Below are 17699 nucleotides of genomic sequence, written 5' to 3' on the forward strand. Positions count from 1 at the left end.
CACTTAGCGGGGAATCATCGGATACGCAAGAAGGTGTCGCTCGGCAGAGCGAAGGCCACACCAGCGGCAAGACCGAACGCGGGGTGCATCGCCATGCTGACGGCAGCAAGCATTGATGGTCCCGTCCGCGCCGTGAAACGACGCGGACGGGCAACGCATTACGAGCGAGCCTGTTCGCGAGAGCGCTCGTATGCCTCCCGCCAGGACTGATAGCGCTCGTCATCCCAGATGCGCTGATGCAGCCGCGCCATACCGTTCGGGTCGTTGAGTAGACGCCAGCGCGCCGCCTCGGCCTTGCCGGTCGGACCCGCCTCGAGGATCTGCTGCATGCGTTGCTCGCGCAGCACCTCGGCACTGGCGACCACCTTGGCATGACGCGCACGGGCCATGCCGCAAACCAGCGCGTTGTAAAGCGGGTCCACCGTGGCGGCGATAAAGCCGTCATGCAGCGCGTTGTCCTGATTTTCGCGGGTGTAGCGATCGGTTGCCGCCAGCTCCTGCGGTGGGTTGAACTCCTCCGGAATCAGGAACAGCTTGCGGCGCAAGGCGGCCAGGCCCAGGCCGGTACGGCTGGTAATCACCGAAACCGGCGCCGAGAGGATCAGCGAGCCCACAATTGGCGCCAGCCACCAGAGAAACGCCGGATCGAGCCAGGCCACCAGCGCCGTCCACAGCACGCCCAGCAGCATCTGCGGACCATGACGGCGCAGCGCTTCGCTCCAGGGCGTGGCGTTGTCGGCACGTTGCGGCGACTGCCACTGCACCGACCAGCCGAGAAACGCGGCGCTGACGAAGACCGTGTGGAACAGCATGCGCACCGGAGCCGCCAGCATCGAGAACAGCGATTCGAGGATCATCGACAGCAGCAGCCGTAGCCGCCCGCCGTACTCGTGGGCGCCCTGGATCCAGATCAGCAGGACGCTGAGCAGTTTGGGCAGGAACAGCAGGGTCAGCGTGGCCGAGAACAGCATGATCGCTTCCTCGGGATGCCACTGCGGCCACAGCGGATAGAGCTGGTTCGGCTGCAGGAAGTACTCCGGCACCATCAGGGTGTGGATCGCCAGCAAGCCGGTCGACAGCACCAGGAAGATGAACCACAGCGGCGCCGACAGATAGGACATCACCCCGGTGAGGAACACGAAACGGTGCACCGTGTGCATGCCCTTGACCAGGAACAGCCGGAAGTTCATCAGGTTGCCATGACACCAGCGGCGATCGCGCTTGAGCTCGTCGAGCAGGTTGGGTGGCAGCTCTTCGTAGCTGCCCGGCAGGTCGTAGGCGATCCACACGCCCCAGCCGGCGCGGCGCATCAGTGCCGCCTCGACGAAATCGTGGGAGAGGATGTCACCGGCGAACGAACCCTTGCCCGGTAGCGGCGCCAGGGCGCAATGCTCGATGAACGGTTGGACCCGGATGATCGCGTTATGCCCCCAGTAGTGCGATTCGCCCAGCTGCCAGAAGTTGAGGCCCGCGGTGAACAACGGCCCGTAGACCCGGGTGGCGAACTGCTGCATCCGCGCATAGAGGGTTTCCATGCCGGATGCCTTGGGCGCCGTCTGGATGATGCCGGCGCCCGGATTGGCTTCCATCAGCCGCACCAGACTGGTCAGACATTCACCGCTCATCACGCTGTCGGCGTCCAGCACCACCATGTAGCGGTAGCTGCTGCCCCAGCGACGGCAGAAGTCGTCGATGTTGCCACTCTTGCGCTTCACCCGCCGGCGGCGGCGGCGATAGAAGATGTGGCCGAAGCCATCGACTTCGCGACACAGTTCCAGCCAGGCCTTCTGTTCGGCCACACAGGTGTCGGGGTCGTTACTGTCGCTGAGCACGAAGATGTCGAAATGTTCCAGATCGCCGGTTGCCTTGAGCGACTCGTAAGTGGCGCGCAAGCCGGCGAACACCCGCGGCACATCTTCGTTGGCAATGGGCATCACCAGCGCCGTGCGCGCTTCGCGCGGGATCGGCTCGTCGCCCAGCGTGGTGGCGGAGATGTTGTAGCGATCACGCCCTTTGAGCAGCTGGAAAAAGCCCATCAGTGCGGTCCAGAAGCCCACCGAAACCCAGCAGAACAGCAACGCGAACAGCAGCAGAATGCTCGTCTGCACCACGTAGGGGAGGATCTGCCGCGCCGATTCCTGCCACGGCTGCTGGAAGACTTCCTGCAGATCGACCAGTGCCCAGCCCTGATATGGCAGCACGGATTTCATGTGCCACGTAGCGATGACGGTCTGCACCAGCATGAGGATCAGCAGCGTGGTACGGCGCAAACCGGCCACCCGCCGCCAGCCCGAACGGTCCATCTCGACTGGTGGAGGCATCTCCACCGTGCGGTTCTTCTTGCGCAGCAGGCGCCACCAGCTCAGCCGCAGCACGTTGGTGTGCCAGGGTTCGGGCACCATGCGGGTCCGCACGATCGGCGGCGTCGAACGGATGCAGACGCGCGCCTGATGGTCATGCATGAGCGCCCGCGCACGCTCGAGGGTCTCGCCCCAGCCAAGCTTCAGCCGGGCGGCCACCGAGCCCAGTGCACCGGCTGACGGCGGCACGCCGGGCGCGGTGTCCGGCACGTGACGCTCCAGGACGCGATGCAGATCCTCGAGCGTGCCGCCCTCGCGCGCGACCTCATCGGCCAGCGCCTGGCGTTCGGCGTCGGCCAGCGGCAGTTGATCGAGATAGTGTCCGCCGAGGGACGCTGACGCCAGGTTATTCATGGATCGGAATCTGGTAGCTCCAGGTTTCGGAAAGCGTCTTCTCGCCGTCCACCAAGGCTGCACGCAGCTCGACCGGGCGGCCCGGATCGCGCACTTTCAGCCGCAAGGTCAAGCGCCAGCCCTTGCTCACCGGATTGTGGCGCAGGCTGTTCTCCACCAGCTCGGCATTGTCGTCCGTGCTCACCCGCGTACTCACCGGCGCATCCGCCGGCAGTTCGGCCAGATTGGGGCCGGCAAAATCGACGATCAGTGCAATGCTGCCGTCAGGCTGGCGTATCAGGTTCGACTGCTTGACGTCGCCGGTCGACAGCCGCGTCTGGCTGACCCAGGCCAGCGCCGGATCATGCAGGGTCGGTTCATCCATGGTGAAGTGCAGGCGGTAGGCGAAATCCAGCGGTTTGCCGGGCTCAGGGCGCTGCTCGGGCACCCAGAAAGCGACGATGTTGTCGTTGGTTTCGTCCGGCGTCGGAATCTCGATCAGCTCGACATGGCCCTTGCCCCAGTCGCCTTCCGGCTCGACCCAGCCGCTCGGGCGCAGCTCGTAGCGGTCATCCAGATCCTCGTAGCGCGAAAAGTCGCGGGTGCGCTGCAGCAGGCCAAAACCACGCGGATTCTCCACGCTATAGCTGCTGATGTTCAGGCGCTTGGGATTGTTCAGTGGCCGCCAGATCCACTCGCCGTTGCCGGCATGGATCGCCAGCCCCTCGGAATCATGCAGCTGCGGGCGGTAGTTGCGCTGCTGGCTCGGCTGGTTGGCGCCGAACAGGTACATGCTGGTGAGCGCGCCCAGGCCGAGCTTCTCCACCGGTTCACGCAGGTAGACGCGCGCCTGCACGTCAACGGTGCTGTCTTTGCCGGGCGTGACCACCATACGATACGCACCGGTGGCGCGCGGTGAGTCCAGCAGCGCGTAGATCACCAGATTGCGGCGATCGGCCTGGGGACGCTCGACCCAGAATTCACGGAAGCGCGGAAATTCCTCACCGCTCGGCAGCGCCGTGTCGATCGCCAGACCGCGAGCCGACAAGCCGTAGACCTGATCCTTGCCGACCACACGGAAGTAACTGGCACCCAGCAGCGTGATGAGCTCGTCCGCCTTGTCCGGCTTGTTCAGCGGATAGAGCACCTTGAAACCGGCGAAGCCGAGGTTCTCCAGCGCAGCAGAGTCGATCTGCACCTGGCCGAAGTCGAACATCTGTGGATCGTAGGCGATCTCCTTGACGCCCTTGCTGGTGATCTCGTTGATCTTCACCGGCACATCGAAATGCATGCCCTGGTGGTAGAACTGCAGCTCGAACGGCGTTTTCGCACCATGCCAGAGCGCCTTGTCGCCGCGAAAGCGCAGCTGCTGGTAGTCGGCGAAAGCCATGTCGCGAAACACTTCCGGCAGGTTGCTCTGCGGCGGGGCGTAGTTGGCAGCTGCCAGTTCCTCGGCCTTCACTGCCACATCGTCGAGGCTGAATGCCCAGCTGCTACCCGCAAACAGACTCATGGACAGGCTCAACGCCATGCCCAGTACCCGACCATTGCGGACGCCTGTTCTGAAACGAATGGTTCGTGACACATCCCCTCCTGATTCTCACGATGATGCTGGCCGTCGAGCGGCCCCGAATTGCTTGTTGGTCTACCGCCAGGGGTAAATGATTCCCGTGACGCTGCTAAACGAGGCGGCGCATCATCCCACGCCGGACAGCGGCCGGATAGATGGCCGCAAGCGTCCCGCACGGGTCTGCCCCATCGCTCGCCACGCCGCGCCGTCAGTGGGCTTCAGCCCGCAGGTTGCCTGGCTCAATGCAGGGTGAAACGCTGACTCTGCACGCGCTGCGAATCGAGCCCGATCTGCACCTCGAACTCGCCGGATTCGGCTACCTGTTGCAGCTGCGCGTTGAAGAATTTCAGGTCGTCCTCCGTGAGGCTGAAGCGGACTTCCTGTTCTTCTCCGGCCTTGAGCATGACCTTGCGGAACGCCTTGAGTTCTTTGACCGGGCGGATCACCGAGGCGACCAGATCCTGGATATACAGCTGGACCACGGTCGCGCCCTCGCGCTGGCCGCTGTTGCGCACCGTGACGCGCGCCTCCAGCGTGCCCCCGCGCGACAGCTCGCGGCTGGACAGGCTGACATCGGACAGCTCGAACTGGGTATAGCTCAGGCCGTAGCCGAACGGATACAACGGTCCGGTGGGTTCCTCGAAGTACTGCGATGTGTAGTTGCCCGGTTTGCCCTCGACGTACGGCCGGCCAACGCGCAGATGGTTGTAGTAGGTGGGGATCTGGCCAACCGAGCGCGGGAAGGAGATGGGCAGCCTGCCGGACGGGTTGTAGTCGCCGAACAGCACTTCGGCGATAGCGTGGCCGCCTTCGGTGCCGCTGAACCAGGTTTCTAGAATCGCGTCGGCATTGGCCTTGGCCCAGCCAAGTTCCAGCGGCCGGCCGTTCATCAACACCAATACCAGCGGTTTGCCGGTTTGCTTGAGCGCCTCGAGCAGGCGCTGCTGGCTGGGCGGCAGCTGCAGGCTGGTACGGCTGGACGCCTCGTGCGACATGCCACGCGACTCGCCAACCGCAGCGACGATCACATCGGCCTTGTTCGCCAGCGCCACCGCCTCGGCAATCATCTCGGCAGCGGAACGCGGATCCTGCACCACCTCGGGGTTGTCCCAGTTGAGGAAGTTCAGGTAGTCGACCATGTGCTGGTCGTCGGTCACGTTGGCGCCCCGGGCGTAGCCCAGTGTTGCCGCATCGCCCAGCGCCTCGCGCATGCCCTGGCGCAGCGTCACCGCTTGCCCGGCGACGCCGGCGGCGGACCAGCTGCCGAGCATGTCGATCGGTGAGTCCGCCAGCGGACCGACCAGGGCGATGGTGCCGCGCTTCTTCAGCGGCAGGGTCTGCTGGTGGTTTTCCAGCAGGACGATCGACTGCCGCGCGACATCCCGCGCCTCGCTGCGATGCAGGCGACTTTCGGCATTGACGTCCTGCGGGTCGTCCGCGGCGACGCCGATACGCCGATACGGATCGTGGAACAATCCCATGTCGTACTTGGCACCCAGCACCTCGCGCACGGCAGCGTCGATCTCGCCCATGTCGACCTCGCCGGCCTTGACCAACGCGGGCAGTTCGTCTCGATACAGCGAGTCGGCCATGCTCATGTCGATACCGGCCTTGATCGCCAGCCGCGCCGCCTCGCGTCCGTCTCGGGCGACGCCGTGGCGCATCAGCTCGCTGATTGCGCCGTGGTCGCTGACCGTAATCCCGCGAAAGCCCCAGTCACGGCGCAGCAGATCGCGCAGCAGCCAGCTGTTGGCGCTCGCCGGCACGCCGTTGATGGCATTCAGCGCGACCATCACCCCGCCCGCCCCGGCCTCCACGGCGGCGCGATAGGGCGGCAGGAAGTCCTGATGCATGCGCATCGGACTCATATCCACCACGTTGTAATCGCGCCCGCCTTCGACGGCGCCGTAGAGGGCGAAATGCTTGACGCTGGCGGTGATGCTATCCCGCGCCGCCGGTGACTTGCCCTGATAGGCCTTGACCATCGTGCGGGCGATTTCCGACACCAGGTACGGATCTTCGCCGAAGCCTTCGGAGGTGCGACCCCAGCGTGGGTCGCGGGAAATGTCCACCGTAGGCGCGAAGGTCATGTCCAGACCGTCGGCGCTGGCCTCGATGGCCGCCACCCGGCCGCTGCGGGCGATCGTGTCCATGTCCCAGCTGGACGCCAGCCCCAAGCCGATCGGGAAGATCGTCCGGTGACCGTGCACCACGTCGTAGGCGAAGAAGATCGGGATCTTCATTCGGCTGCGCTGCGCAGCGTCCTGCATGGGGCGATTGTCATGGCGGGTCACCGTATTGAAGGTGCCGCCGATATGCCCTGCCGCCAGCTCTTCGAGAATCCGCGGCCGCGGCATGTCCCCACCGATGCTGATCAGCCGCAGCTGGCCGATCTTTTCCTCGAGGGTCATCCGCTCGATCAGGCTGTCGATGAAGGCCGGCTTGTCGTCCAGCGCAGGGGTTTGTGCCGCGGCGGCGGCATGCACGCAAAATCCGGCGAGCAGACCGAGCACACAGAGTCTTTTCGCCAAGGGCTGCTGGGGTTTCATCAGGAGTCTCGTTGCTGCGGGAAGTGCGGACCGGCATGGTCGCGAATGGGACGGCGCAGCTCAGGATCGCCTCCCGGCCTGCACGCATCCGATACGCCGCACGCTTCGGCGTACGGCGTGCGAAGTATGATCGCCCGGCCAGGCACAAACCAGAGGGGGACACGCATGCCATGCAAACGACAGGACGGATCATCGCAAAGCCGCGTTCAAACCACGTGATCAGCTTGACGGTGCATCTGGTGGAAAGGCATCCAACTGGCGGGATGCAGCGTGTGGCAAAGAAGACGCCGCGCTGATGTGGAAGCGACGCGATCCTGAGCAGAGAGGGTATATCAGCGGCGACGGCGAACATGGCGCCGGATGCGCTAGTCATCCGACGCCGGCGCAAATAGTCAGCTTTTCAGTTTGCTGGTGATCTTGGCTACGTGCTCGCCCTGGAAGCGGGCGATGTTCAGTTCCTTTTCCGATGGCTGACGCGAGCCGTCGCCGCCAGCGATGGTCGAGGCGCCATAGGGTGTACCACCGTTGGTTTCGGAGATGTCGAAGAATTCACTGATGCCGTAGCCGGTGGGCACGATGACCATCCCGTGGTGCGCCAGAGTGGTCCAGGTCGAGGTGATGGTCATCTCCTGGCCACCGCCGGTACCGGTAGAGGTGAACACGCTGGCGACCTTGCCATGCAGCGCACCCTTGGCCCACAGACCGCCCGTCTGGTCGAGGAAATTGCGCATCTGCCCGGACATGTTGCCGAAGCGCGTCGGCGTTCCGAAGATGATCGCATCGTAGTCGGGCAGTTCCGCCGGACTGGCTACCGGCGCGGCCTGCTCGACCTTGCCGCCGGCATTCTTGAAAGCTTCGGCCGGCATGGTTTCCGGCACGCGCTTGATGGTCACTTCGGCGCCCGGCACGCGGCGCGCACCTTCGGCAACCGCGTTGGCCATGGTTTCGATGTGGCCGTACATGGAGTGATACAGCACGAGAATCTTTGCCATCTTGATGTCCTCTTGGGGGATGTTCCGTTTTGTGAAAACGCGGGTCGTCAGTCGTTCCGACGATCCCGGGAATCGCTGAACCGAATCGCGGGCCGCGCTGTTCAGGTCACGTCCACCAGCACGACCTCACTGTCTTCCAGTGCCGTGACCGTCAGCCGCGCCTCATCGCGCACGGCGACGCCGTCGCCGGCCTCTGCGTTCACGCCGTTGACCTCGATCCGCCCACTGGCCGGCACCAGATAGACCTTGCGACCGCTGTCTATGGAATAGTCGGCGCTCTGCCCGGCCGCCAGTGTCGCCGCCACCAAGCGGGCGTTGGCGCGGATCACCAGCGCCCCGCTATCGTCCGGCATGCCGCTGGCCAGGGTGACGAAGGCACCGGCACGCTCGCCGGCCGGAAATGGCCGGGTGCCCCAGGACGGCGGCAGGCCGGAACGCTCCGGGAAGATCCAGATCTGGAAGATGCGGGTTTCCTCGTCCTCCAGGTTGTATTCGCTGTGGACGATGCCCGTGCCGGCGCTCATGACCTGCACATCACCGGCGACGGTACGACCGCGGTTGCCCAGGCTGTCTTCGTGGGTGATCGCACCCTGACGCACATAGGTGATGATTTCCATGTCGCGGTGCGGGTGCGGCGGGAAGCCCGACTGCGGCGCGATGCTGTCGTCATTCCACACACGCAGCCGGCCCCAGTGCATGCGCGCCGGGTCGTGGTATTCAGCGAAGGAGAAATGGTGGCGGGCGTTCAGCCAGCCATGGTGAGCATGCCCCAGTTCGGCATGCGGGCGCAGTTCGATCATGGAAAGTCTCCTCAGTGGACTGACCGGCGAACCGGTCAGCTAACGATGGAGCCATGATGTATCTGACCAGCCTTTTAATGAGCGCAATATCTCACCGATTAATATCGACTAACTCGATATGAATGCGGTCGCCATTCGCCGCTAATGAACCGCCGGCGGTTGCGCTACTTGGTTGCCTGGAAGCGCTTGACTGCCTCGAGCCAGGCGGAATCCAGCCGCGGCTGGGCGACATCCATGCCCAACGATTCCATGAGTTCTCGATGCTGATCGATCTCTTTCACCGAATCACTGAGCGCCGTGCTGTTGCCGTCCAGCTGGTGCATCTGGGTGAGGCCCAGGTGATAGAAGCGCAGCAGCTGAATGGCCTGTGGATCGCGCGCCGCCACGCCCGACTTCACCTGATGCATCAGGTTGGTGACGCTCATCAGGCTGCGCTTGAGCCGCCAGCCATACGCAGCGGCCGCCATCCACGGTTGCTGCCAGAACAGCTTGCGCACCAGCGTCACCGTCAGCAGCAGGCCCGCGGCAACCCCGGTGATGTTCCAGCGCAGGTTATCGCCGCCCGGCGCGCCGAACAGCGCGACCGCCAGTGCCGAAAGTCCCATGGCCAGCACGGCGAAAATGGCAATGACGATCAGCGTGCTGCGCCGCGTCTGCTGCCGATACTGCTCGGCGCTCATCGGTTTGATCTCGAATACCACCATGGGCGAATTCCTTGCAGAGTCGATAGCGGCGGGCATTATCACCGCAAACGTATCGGCCAAGGCAGCCGCGGAGGGAAACCCGCTCCTGCGCTGCCCTTCAACCGAGGGCAAACGGCAGCAGCAGCGCGATCAGAATGCCCAGCAGGCTCATGCCCAGCGCAGCGAAGGCCCCGCATTCATCGCCCTCCTCCAGCGCCCTCGCGGTACCGATGGCATGCGCGTTAATGCCGTAGCTGAGGCCCCGCGCCGCAGGATGCTCGACACCGGCCCAGCGCAGCAACAGCGGCCCCAGCGCGGTGCCGATGACGCCGGTGAGCATGACGAACACCGCGGCCAACGAGGCCAGCCCACCGAGCTGCTCGGCCACCAGCATGGCGATGGGCATGGTTGCCGACTTCGGCGCCAGGCTCATCAGCACCGGCAGTTGCGCGCCCAGCGCCCAGGCGATCGCCAGGGTCAGCACCACGCTGAGCACGCCGCCGACCGCCAGGGTGATGACGATCGGCCAGAACAGCTGCTGGATCCGCTTGAGATGACGATGCAGCGGCACGGCCAGCGCCACGGTCGCAGGCCCCAGCAGCATGGCGACCAGCGAAGCACCTTCGCGGTAACGCGCATAGTCGAGGCCCACCAGCGTCAGGGTGCCAACCACCAGCAGCATGCCCACCATCACCGGCTGCAGCACCAGCCAGCCGCTGCGGCGATAGAGCATCAGCGCCAGCTGGAAGGCGATCAGCGTCAATGCCACGGCGAACAGCGGATGCACCACCACGTCCGCCCAGGCCGTGCGCCAGTCGACTACGCTCATGCCTGATCCTCCCGCTGGCGATCCAGCCGGCGGATCAGTCGCTGCATCAGCCAGCCGCAGAACGGCACGGTGATCAGCAGCGACAGCACCAGCCCGGCAGCGATCGCCGGCAGGTCATCCCGCAGCGCACCGGCGCTGGTCATGATTCCGGCCGCCGGTACGATCAGCAGCAACGGCAGGTACTGCAGTAGCAACGCCGCGGTTTTCTCCAGCGACTCGGGAACACCACGGCGCAGCAGTAACAGGCCGAACAGTAGCAACATGCCGATGATCGGCCCCGGCAGCGCTGGTAGCAGTACCAGGTTGATCACATTGCCGAGCAACTGCAGCAGCGCCAGCCAGGTCAGCCCCTTGAGGATCATGGTCTGAGCTCCATCGGCCTGTCGTGACTCATTGCGTTAGCTCCTCGCTGAATGGCAAAAGGCCTCGACTATGGCCGCCTGCGTCATGACAGAACAGGTGCAGATGGGTGAAAAAAAAGCGGATCAGCCGATCTCGCAGCATTCCGCTGATACAGGTCAACCCACCGCCGTGTGGGGCTTCAGCGGTGGTTCAGAGGGCTGATCTGATCCGTATTTTGCCGATTCATCTGAGTCTGTTATGCAAGCACGCCACTACGGATCATCCGCCTCGCCTGAACTGCCTATGGGGCGAAGCCTAATGACCGACCACATACCCGCGCAGATCATCGAAACCGTTGATCCCAGCCAACCGATCCGCCTGACCCCCGCGCAGAGCGGCGGGCCCATTCATACGCGCAGTTTCAGCGGCCGGTTCCGCAACCTGCGCCTGTTGGGCGGCGCGCTGCTGATGCTGCTCTACTTCGGCACCGTCTGGCTGAACTGGAACGGGCGCCAGACGGTGCTGTGGGACCTGGACCGGCAGCAGTTCCACATCTTCGGCGCCACCTTCTGGCCGCAGGATTTCATCCTGCTCTCGGCGATCCTGATCATCGCCGCGTTCGGCCTGTTCTTCATCACCGTGCTGGCCGGGCGCATCTGGTGTGGCTACGCCTGCCCGCAGAGCACCTGGACCTGGATGTTCATGTGGGTGGAAAAGATCACCGAAGGCGACCGCCTGCAGCGCATCAAGCTCGATACTGCACCCTGGTCCGCCGCCAAGCTGCTGCGCCGCAGCGCCAAGCATGTGCTATGGCTGGCGATCAGCCTGGCCACGGCACTGGCCTTCGTCGGCTATTTCACCCCGGTACGCGACCTGGTGGCCGACCTCGCCCGCTTCGAGGTCGGTGTCACCACCGCCTTCTGGCTGCTGTTCTTCACCGCCGCGACCTACATCAATGCCGGCTGGCTGCGCGAGCAGGTGTGCCTGCACATGTGCCCCTACTCGCGCTTCCAGAGCGTGATGTTCGACGCCGACACCCTGCTCGTCTCCTACGACACAGCCCGTGGCGAGAACCGCGGCGCGCGGCGCAAGGGCAGCGACCCGCGCGCGCAGGGCCTCGGTGACTGCGTCGACTGCACGCTGTGCGTGCAGGTCTGCCCCACCGGCATCGACATCCGCGACGGCCTGCAGCTGGACTGCATCAGCTGCGGCGCCTGCATCGACGTCTGCGACAGCGTCATGGACCGGATGGGTTACGCTCGCGGCCTGCTGCGCTACACCTCCGAGCGCGCACTCAAGGGCGGCATCACCCGCTTCTTCCGTCCACGCCTGATCGGTTATGCCGTGGCGATGACGGCGATGATCGCCGCCTTCATCTGGGCACTGGACGCGCGGCCGCAGCTGCAGCTGGACGTTACCCGCGACCGCACCCTGTACCGCGAGAACATGCAGGGGCAGATCGAGAACATGTATCGCCTCAAGCTGATCAATAAGACGCAGCAGCCGCGCCGCTATGCGCTCGGGCTTGAGGGTGGGCCGTTCGCGCTGCAGGGACCGCGCGAGATCGTCCTGGCGCCGAGCGAGATCGCCGATCTGCCAGTCAGCGTGGCGCTGCTCGACACCCGCGACTTCAGCCGTGAGCTGCGCTTCGTTGTCAGCGACCTGGCCGAGCCGAGCAGCCGGGTGAGCACCCCGAGCACCTTCGTCGCCCCCATCGCGGCGCTACGCCAGTAGACTGGCCATGCCCAACCGCCACGGCCCGGACACGATGAAGCGCTACGAGAAATTCGCCGACGAGATTGCCGAACTGATCCGCAGCGGCGTGCTCGCGCCGGGAGAAAAGGTGCCCTCGGTGCGCCACGCCAGCCGCACCTACGGCGTCAGCCCGTCCACCGTGTTCCAGGCCTACTACCTGCTGGAAGACCGCGGGCTGATCCAGGCGCGGGCGCGTTCGGGCTATTTCGTCCGCGAACATGCCAAGCGCCCGCTGCACGAGCCGGACATCAGCAGCCGTCCGGCGGAAACCACCGATGTCGGTGTCAGCGAGCTGGTGTTCTCGGTGCTCGCCTCTCTGCGCGACCCGGCTACCGTGCCCTTCGGTTCGGCCTTCCCCAGTCCCGAGCTGTTTCCTCTACAACGCCTAGCACGCTCGATGGCGCAAAGCGTGCGCGACATGCCGGCACGCGAGGTGATTGCCGAGATGACCGCCGGCAACCCGGACCTGCGCCGGCAGATTGCCCTGCGCTACATGGTCAGCGGCGTGATGCTGCCGATGGACGAACTGGTGATCACCACAGGTGCGATGGAAGCGCTGAACCTCTGCCTCCAGGTGGTCACCGAACCGGGTGATCTGGTGGCCATCGAGGCGCCGGCGTTCTACGCCACGCTGCAGGTACTGGAACGGCTCAAGCTCAAGGCGGTGGAGATTCCGGTGCACCCGCGCGAAGGCATCGACCTCGACATCCTCGCCGATCGCCTCGCGCACTTGCCGATCAAGGCCTGCTGGTTCATGAGCAGCCTGCAGAACCCGCTGGGCGCGAGCATGGGCGAGGCGAAGAAGCAGCAGCTGTATGGGCTGTTGCAGCGCCATCAGGTGCCGCTGATCGAGGACGACGTCTACGCCGAGCTGTACTTCACCCGCGAGCCGCCCAAGCCGGTGAAGAGCCATGATCGCGAAGGTCTGGTGATGCACTGCGGCTCGTTCTCCAAGAGTCTCGCGCCCGGTTACCGGGTCGGCTGGGTTGCCGGCGGTCGCTATGCCGAGCAGATCGCCCGGCTCAAGCTGATGACCACCATCTCCCCTTCCGTGCCGGCACAGGCCGCCATCGCCAATTACCTGCAGCATGGCGGCTACGACCGTCACCTGCGCAAGCTGCGTCACGCGCTGGAGATGCAGCAGGGCGCGATGCTCGCCTCCGCCGCCCGCCATTTTCCGGCGAGCACGCGGGTTACGCGCCCTTCTGGGGGCTACTTTCTCTGGTTCGAATTTCCCGAGCAGGTGGACTCGCTGCAGCTGCTGCAACTGGCGCTGGCCCAGGGCATCAGCCTTGCCCCGGGGCCGATCTTCTCGGCGACCCAGCGCTTTCGCAACTGCGCGCGGCTGAACCACGGCCACCCATGGGATGCGCGCAGCGAGCAGGCGATGGAATTGCTGGGCAGGATGCTCAAGTCGTTCTGAGCGCTGGCAGCGCTGCATCACCGGCCTTGCCAAGGCACAGGTTTCCTGCGAAAAAGCCGCCGCTTTTCCCTGTATTCGAGGCGATGATGGACAACGAACTGCTGATCGAAGACCTCCAGCTCGGCGACGGCAAGGCCGTGGTCAAGGGCGCGCTGATTACCACCCAGTACCGCGGCACGCTGGAAGACGGCAGCGTCTTCGATTCTTCCTACGAACGTGGCAAGCCATTCCAGTGCGTGATCGGCACAGGCCGCGTGATAAAGGGCTGGGATATCGGCCTGATGGGCATGAGGGTCGGTGGCAAGCGCAAGCTGTTCGTGCCGGCGCACCTGGCCTACGGCGAACGGCAGGTCGGCGCACAGATCAAGCCGAACTCGAATCTGCACTTCGAAATCGAGCTTCTGGAAGTCCTGACTCGCGACGACTGAACGAACGCCTCAGCCGCGATCTGCCGGCGACCGCTCGCGTCGAGCCTTCATCTGGTACATCCGCGCATCGGCGTGCTTGAGCAGCTGCGCCTCGGCGTCGCCATCCTCCGGATAATGGGCGATACCGAGGCTCAGGCCGATGTCCAGCGCGTGGCCGGCGATCTGCACCGGCTGCTGGAAGGCGCAGCGAATCTTGCCGACCACCCGCTCCGCGTCCTCGGGCAGCGTGATGCTTTCCAGCAGCACCACGAACTCGTCACCACCCAGCCGCGCCACGGTATCGGTATCGCGCACGCAATGCGTGAGGCGCTCGGCTACGGTACGCAGCAGCTGATCGCCCGCGCTGTGCCCGTGGGTATCGTTGACCTGCTTGAATCGGTCCAGATCGACGTAGAGCAAGGCGATGCGCCCGGCGTGGCGGCGCACCCGCGCCAGCGCCGTGCTCAGACGATCACGGAAACAGGCACGGTTGGGCAGGCCGGTGAGTTCGTCGTACTGCGCCATACGGTGCAGGCGCGCATACAGCTGCTTGCGCTCGATGGCGGTGACCACCTGGGTGGAGACGAATTGCAGCAGCTCCTGATCCTTCTCGGTATAGGGCGCCGATGTGCTCTTCAATACCAGCGCGCCGATAACACCCTCCCGCGAGCTGAGCGGCACTCCGAGCCAGCAGGCGGCCTCGTCGACAACATCCAGCGGCAAGGCGAGCACCGGCAGCGATTCGGCATTCAGGCGCAACGGCTGTCCACCGTGCAGGACGGAGAAGCAGAGCGACGCGGCCGGCTCCGGCGGCGCAACCGCCGAGCTGGGCGCGAGCGCCTGATAGGGGTAGGCCAGCTCGCCACTGACCGAATCGCGGATGGCGACGACGAAATCATCGACCGGCAGCAGCTGGGCGACGGTCAGGTGAATCTGCTGATAGAGCGCGGCAAGATCCTTGGAGGCGTGAGCTGCTTCGGAGATCGAATAGAGCGCGGCCTGCATCGCTTCGGACTGTTTGCGCTGGGTGATATCGCGCGCCACGCCGATGCGCAGCTTGTTGTCCGTTGACCAGCACGCCGACCACATGATGTGCACCACGCCGCCGTCCTTGCGTACGTAACGGTTCTCGAAATGCAGCAGCGGCTGGCCGGCCATGACATCGCCGGCGGCCGCCAGGGTGCGCGCGCGGTCCTCGGGATAGACCATTTCGATCATTCGTTTGCCGAGCATTTCCTCCGGCGTATAGCCGAAGATGCGCTCGCAGGCCGCGCTGACGAAGACGAAGTTGCCCTGCGCATCGACGACACAGATGGCGTCCAGCAGCAGATCGATGACACTCGCCAGGGGTGCGTAGCTATCTGTCTTCACAGCGGCAGACCTACTTCGGCCATTCGGCACGGCTTGGGTAATCCAGGCGTGACGCAGTCGCCACTCTGTGGCGCATCATCGCCCAACCCTGTTGCCAAAGCATTGTCCATATCGGGCGTGATTGCGGCATTTTTTTACCGTACCCCGCCCGACGCGCAACTACTCGACCCAGCGCGGATAGAAGCCAAGCGCTGCCTGCGTACGGGCATCCTGCAGCGCAACAACGTCCGAAGGGGCCTTCTGATCATCCGGATGACCGTGCGTATCTCCGCGAAAGAAGAAGCGCCGACCGTCTGCGAGGGCGAGGAACAGGCCGAGGGCGCCGTGCCCGCGCAGCGGCACCAGCACCAGCTGGCCGTCGCCGAACAGGTCGAGACTTTGCGCATATCCGAGGTAAGGTTTGGGCGAGAATCGCAATGTTTGCCAGCGGATCGCATGGCGGAACTGACTGGGCAACACCGCCGGCGGTGTCGCCGCGCGCAGGTAGCGCAGACTTTGCGCGCTGGCGAGCACCGGCACCTCCGGATAGTCGACCAGCCCGGACGCGTGCTCCCAGCGCACGCAGCCCAACAAGATGCGGTCGATGCCCAGACCATCGCGCTCGAGCTGGTCACGCACGGCCTGCACGGTGCCGTAGCGCTTGATACGCCAGGGCATCTCGGCATCCAGCTGAGCATCGATCTGGCGACCCAGGCCGGTGCCGAACAGCAATCGACTGCCACGGTGCTCAATCAGAATCGCCAAGTGATTGATCGGCGGTGGCTGCTCCCAGCCACCGCGGCGCCAGGCGAACTCGCCCCGCGTATCGCTCTGCGCCGTTTTCACCAGACTGAAGCGCAACCCGTCGGCAGCCGCCACGCTGCCGACGAAGCCGACCATAGCTAGCGCGACGAGACGCAGCAGCCTCCTGCGTACCGTTGCACGACCGACAGGCGACCGCTCGTTGTAGGCGAACATGGCGCTTACAGCCCCGGCATGCCGACGTAGCCGGGTAGCGCGCGGATGCGGGCGAACCAGGCTTGCAGCGCCGGATATGCAAGGAGATCGAGACCACCGTCAGCGCCCAGCGCCACATTGGGATACACGGCGATGTCGGCGATGGTCGGCTGCTCCGTCTCGGCCAGCCAGGCGTGTTCTGCGAGATGCCGTTCGAGGGTTCGCAGCGTGCTCAGCGCGCGTGCCTGCGCGAGCGGCTCGTCGATCGGCAGGCCAAACAGCTTGCCCACACGCACGGTCGCCGGTCCATGCTGCGTTTCGTTGGCCGCGAAACTCAGCCAGCCAGCGATGCGCCCCTGCGTTTCGGCATCCAGCGGATACCAGCTGGACTCCGCATAACGCCGCGCCAGGTAAACCAGAATCGCCTGGGAGTCACCCAGACGGAACCCACCATCCTCCAGAGCAGGAACCTGTCCGCGCGGATTGATGGCGCGAAACGCCGGCTGCTTCTGCGCGCCCGTCAGCAGGTTGACCGGCTCCAGCTCGACCGGTTGGCCGATCAGGCTGAGGAACAGGCGAACCTTGTGGCAATTGCCGGACAACGTCATGTCGTAGAGCTTCATGGTCTTTCCCTCCTGGGTGGTTTGTGTACTGGATAATAGACAGACCTGTCTGTACACTTCAAGCAGCAAAACGACCAACGACCCGGTCGGCTGGAGGGACAGCAGTCGCTCCCGCATAATGGCCGACCGGAAGGAGGTATCCATGGCTTCGAACAAGCGCGACCAGCTGCTCAGCACCGCAGAAGATCTGTTCTATCGCGAGGGTTATCACGCCACGGGCATCGATCGGATCCTCGCCCAATCCGGGGTCGCCAAGATGACCCTGTACAAGCACTTCAAGTCCAAGGACGAGCTGATCCTGGCGGTGCTGCAAGCGCGCCACGACCTGATGCTCGCGCGCCTGCGCGAACGCGCCGCGAAACTGCCGCCGCGCGAGGCGCTACTGGCGGTGTTCGATGGTTTGCACGGCATGATCCACGGCGATGGGCGGTTCTGTGGCTGCCTGTTCGTCAACGCCGCAGCGGAATATCACGACCGCGGCCACCCGATTCATCGTCGCTCGGCCGCGTACAAGGCGGAATTGCAGGCCTACCTGCGCGAGCTGTTGGAACGCCTGGATGCGCCGCAGCCTGCGCAACTCGCGCGGCAGCTGCAATACCTGCTCGAGGGGGCGCTGAGCATGGCGCATATCGAAGGCCCGGCCGATCAGGCGCTGGACGCCAAGGCCGCCGCCGAGCGCCTGCTCGAAGCCGCCGGTCTCTGAGCATCGGCAGCCACGAGGCGCCC

15 protein-coding genes are annotated in these 17699 nt (G+C 64.9%); 4 read left to right on the plus strand and 11 right to left on the minus strand.

The annotated features are described in order from the left end of the window. Positions 1-158: 158 nt before the first annotated feature. The 8 genes from mdoH to N8H22_RS11245 form a co-directional block, all read right to left on the minus strand. Positions 159-2714 carry a glucans biosynthesis glucosyltransferase MdoH gene (mdoH, locus tag N8H22_RS11210; RefSeq protein WP_264590579.1) on the minus strand — a complete coding sequence of 852 codons (2556 nt, stop codon included), beginning with the start codon at positions 2712-2714 and terminating at the stop codon, positions 159-161. Then, complete coding sequence (locus N8H22_RS11215; RefSeq protein WP_264590645.1) at positions 2707-4224, minus strand: glucan biosynthesis protein G; 1518 nt, start codon at positions 4222-4224, stop codon at positions 2707-2709. The genes mdoH and N8H22_RS11215 overlap by 8 nt, the downstream gene beginning before the upstream one ends. A gap of 278 nt (positions 4225-4502) precedes the next feature. Beyond that, positions 4503-6812: a beta-glucosidase BglX gene (gene bglX, locus N8H22_RS11220; RefSeq protein WP_264590580.1), complete on the minus strand. Its 2310-nt coding sequence runs from the start codon at positions 6810-6812 to the stop codon at positions 4503-4505. A gap of 392 nt (positions 6813-7204) precedes the next feature. Continuing rightward, on the minus strand, positions 7205-7804 hold the full coding sequence (wrbA, locus tag N8H22_RS11225; protein WP_264590581.1) for an NAD(P)H:quinone oxidoreductase: 600 nt from the start codon (positions 7802-7804) through the stop codon (positions 7205-7207). A 101-nt stretch (positions 7805-7905) separates the two neighbouring features. Beyond that, the gene (locus tag N8H22_RS11230; RefSeq protein ID WP_264590582.1) at positions 7906-8604 is read right to left on the minus strand and encodes a pirin family protein; all 699 of its coding nucleotides are present in this window, start codon (positions 8602-8604) and stop codon (positions 7906-7908) included. Between the two features lie 164 nt (positions 8605-8768). Continuing rightward, positions 8769-9308 (minus strand): DUF3087 domain-containing protein, encoded by a 540-nt coding sequence (locus N8H22_RS11235; RefSeq protein WP_264590583.1) that lies wholly within the window; start codon positions 9306-9308, stop codon positions 8769-8771. 97 nt (positions 9309-9405) lie between these two features. Continuing rightward, entirely contained in the window at positions 9406-10116 is a 711-nt protein-coding gene (locus N8H22_RS11240) for an LrgB family protein (protein WP_264590584.1), read from the minus strand. Beyond that, entirely contained in the window at positions 10113-10478 is a 366-nt protein-coding gene (locus N8H22_RS11245; RefSeq protein ID WP_264590585.1) for a CidA/LrgA family protein, read from the minus strand. The genes N8H22_RS11240 and N8H22_RS11245 overlap by 4 nt, the downstream gene beginning before the upstream one ends. Positions 10479-10776: 298 nt before the next feature. Here N8H22_RS11245 and ccoG point away from each other — a divergent pair, with 298 nt between their 5' ends. The 3 genes from ccoG to N8H22_RS11260 all read left to right on the plus strand — a co-directional run bounded on the left by ccoG (position 10777) and on the right by N8H22_RS11260 (position 14064). After that, entirely contained in the window at positions 10777-12192 is a 1416-nt protein-coding gene (gene ccoG, locus N8H22_RS11250) for a cytochrome c oxidase accessory protein CcoG (protein WP_264590586.1), read from the plus strand. 34 nt (positions 12193-12226) lie between these two features. Beyond that, positions 12227-13636, plus strand: a complete 1410-nt coding sequence (mapR, locus tag N8H22_RS11255) for a GntR family transcriptional regulator MpaR (protein WP_264590646.1) — start codon at positions 12227-12229, stop codon at positions 13634-13636. Between the two features lie 86 nt (positions 13637-13722). Then, a complete protein-coding gene (locus N8H22_RS11260) occupies positions 13723-14064 on the plus strand; it encodes an FKBP-type peptidyl-prolyl cis-trans isomerase (protein WP_264590587.1) in 342 nt (113 codons plus the stop codon). A gap of 9 nt (positions 14065-14073) precedes the next feature. Here the strand turns inward: N8H22_RS11260 and N8H22_RS11265 are convergent, their stop codons facing one another. From N8H22_RS11265 to N8H22_RS11275, 3 genes are all read right to left on the minus strand, one after another. After that, entirely contained in the window at positions 14074-15414 is a 1341-nt protein-coding gene (locus tag N8H22_RS11265; protein ID WP_264590588.1) for a GGDEF domain-containing protein, read from the minus strand. Positions 15415-15573: 159 nt separating this feature from the next. Beyond that, the gene (locus tag N8H22_RS11270; RefSeq protein ID WP_264590589.1) at positions 15574-16371 is read right to left on the minus strand and encodes a Zn-dependent hydrolase; all 798 of its coding nucleotides are present in this window, start codon (positions 16369-16371) and stop codon (positions 15574-15576) included. A 5-nt stretch (positions 16372-16376) separates the two neighbouring features. Further along, positions 16377-16973: a glutathione S-transferase family protein gene (locus N8H22_RS11275; RefSeq protein ID WP_264590590.1), complete on the minus strand. Its 597-nt coding sequence runs from the start codon at positions 16971-16973 to the stop codon at positions 16377-16379. Positions 16974-17115: 142 nt separating this feature from the next. On the opposite strand from N8H22_RS11275, the gene N8H22_RS11280 reads away from it, so the two are divergent. After that, on the plus strand, positions 17116-17676 hold the full coding sequence (locus N8H22_RS11280) for a TetR/AcrR family transcriptional regulator (protein ID WP_264590591.1): 561 nt from the start codon (positions 17116-17118) through the stop codon (positions 17674-17676). The last annotated feature ends 23 nt before the right edge of the window (positions 17677-17699 follow it).

The organism is Stutzerimonas sp. S1 (genome assembly GCF_025966695.1).
Taxonomy (GTDB): Bacteria; Pseudomonadota; Gammaproteobacteria; order Pseudomonadales; family Pseudomonadaceae; genus Stutzerimonas.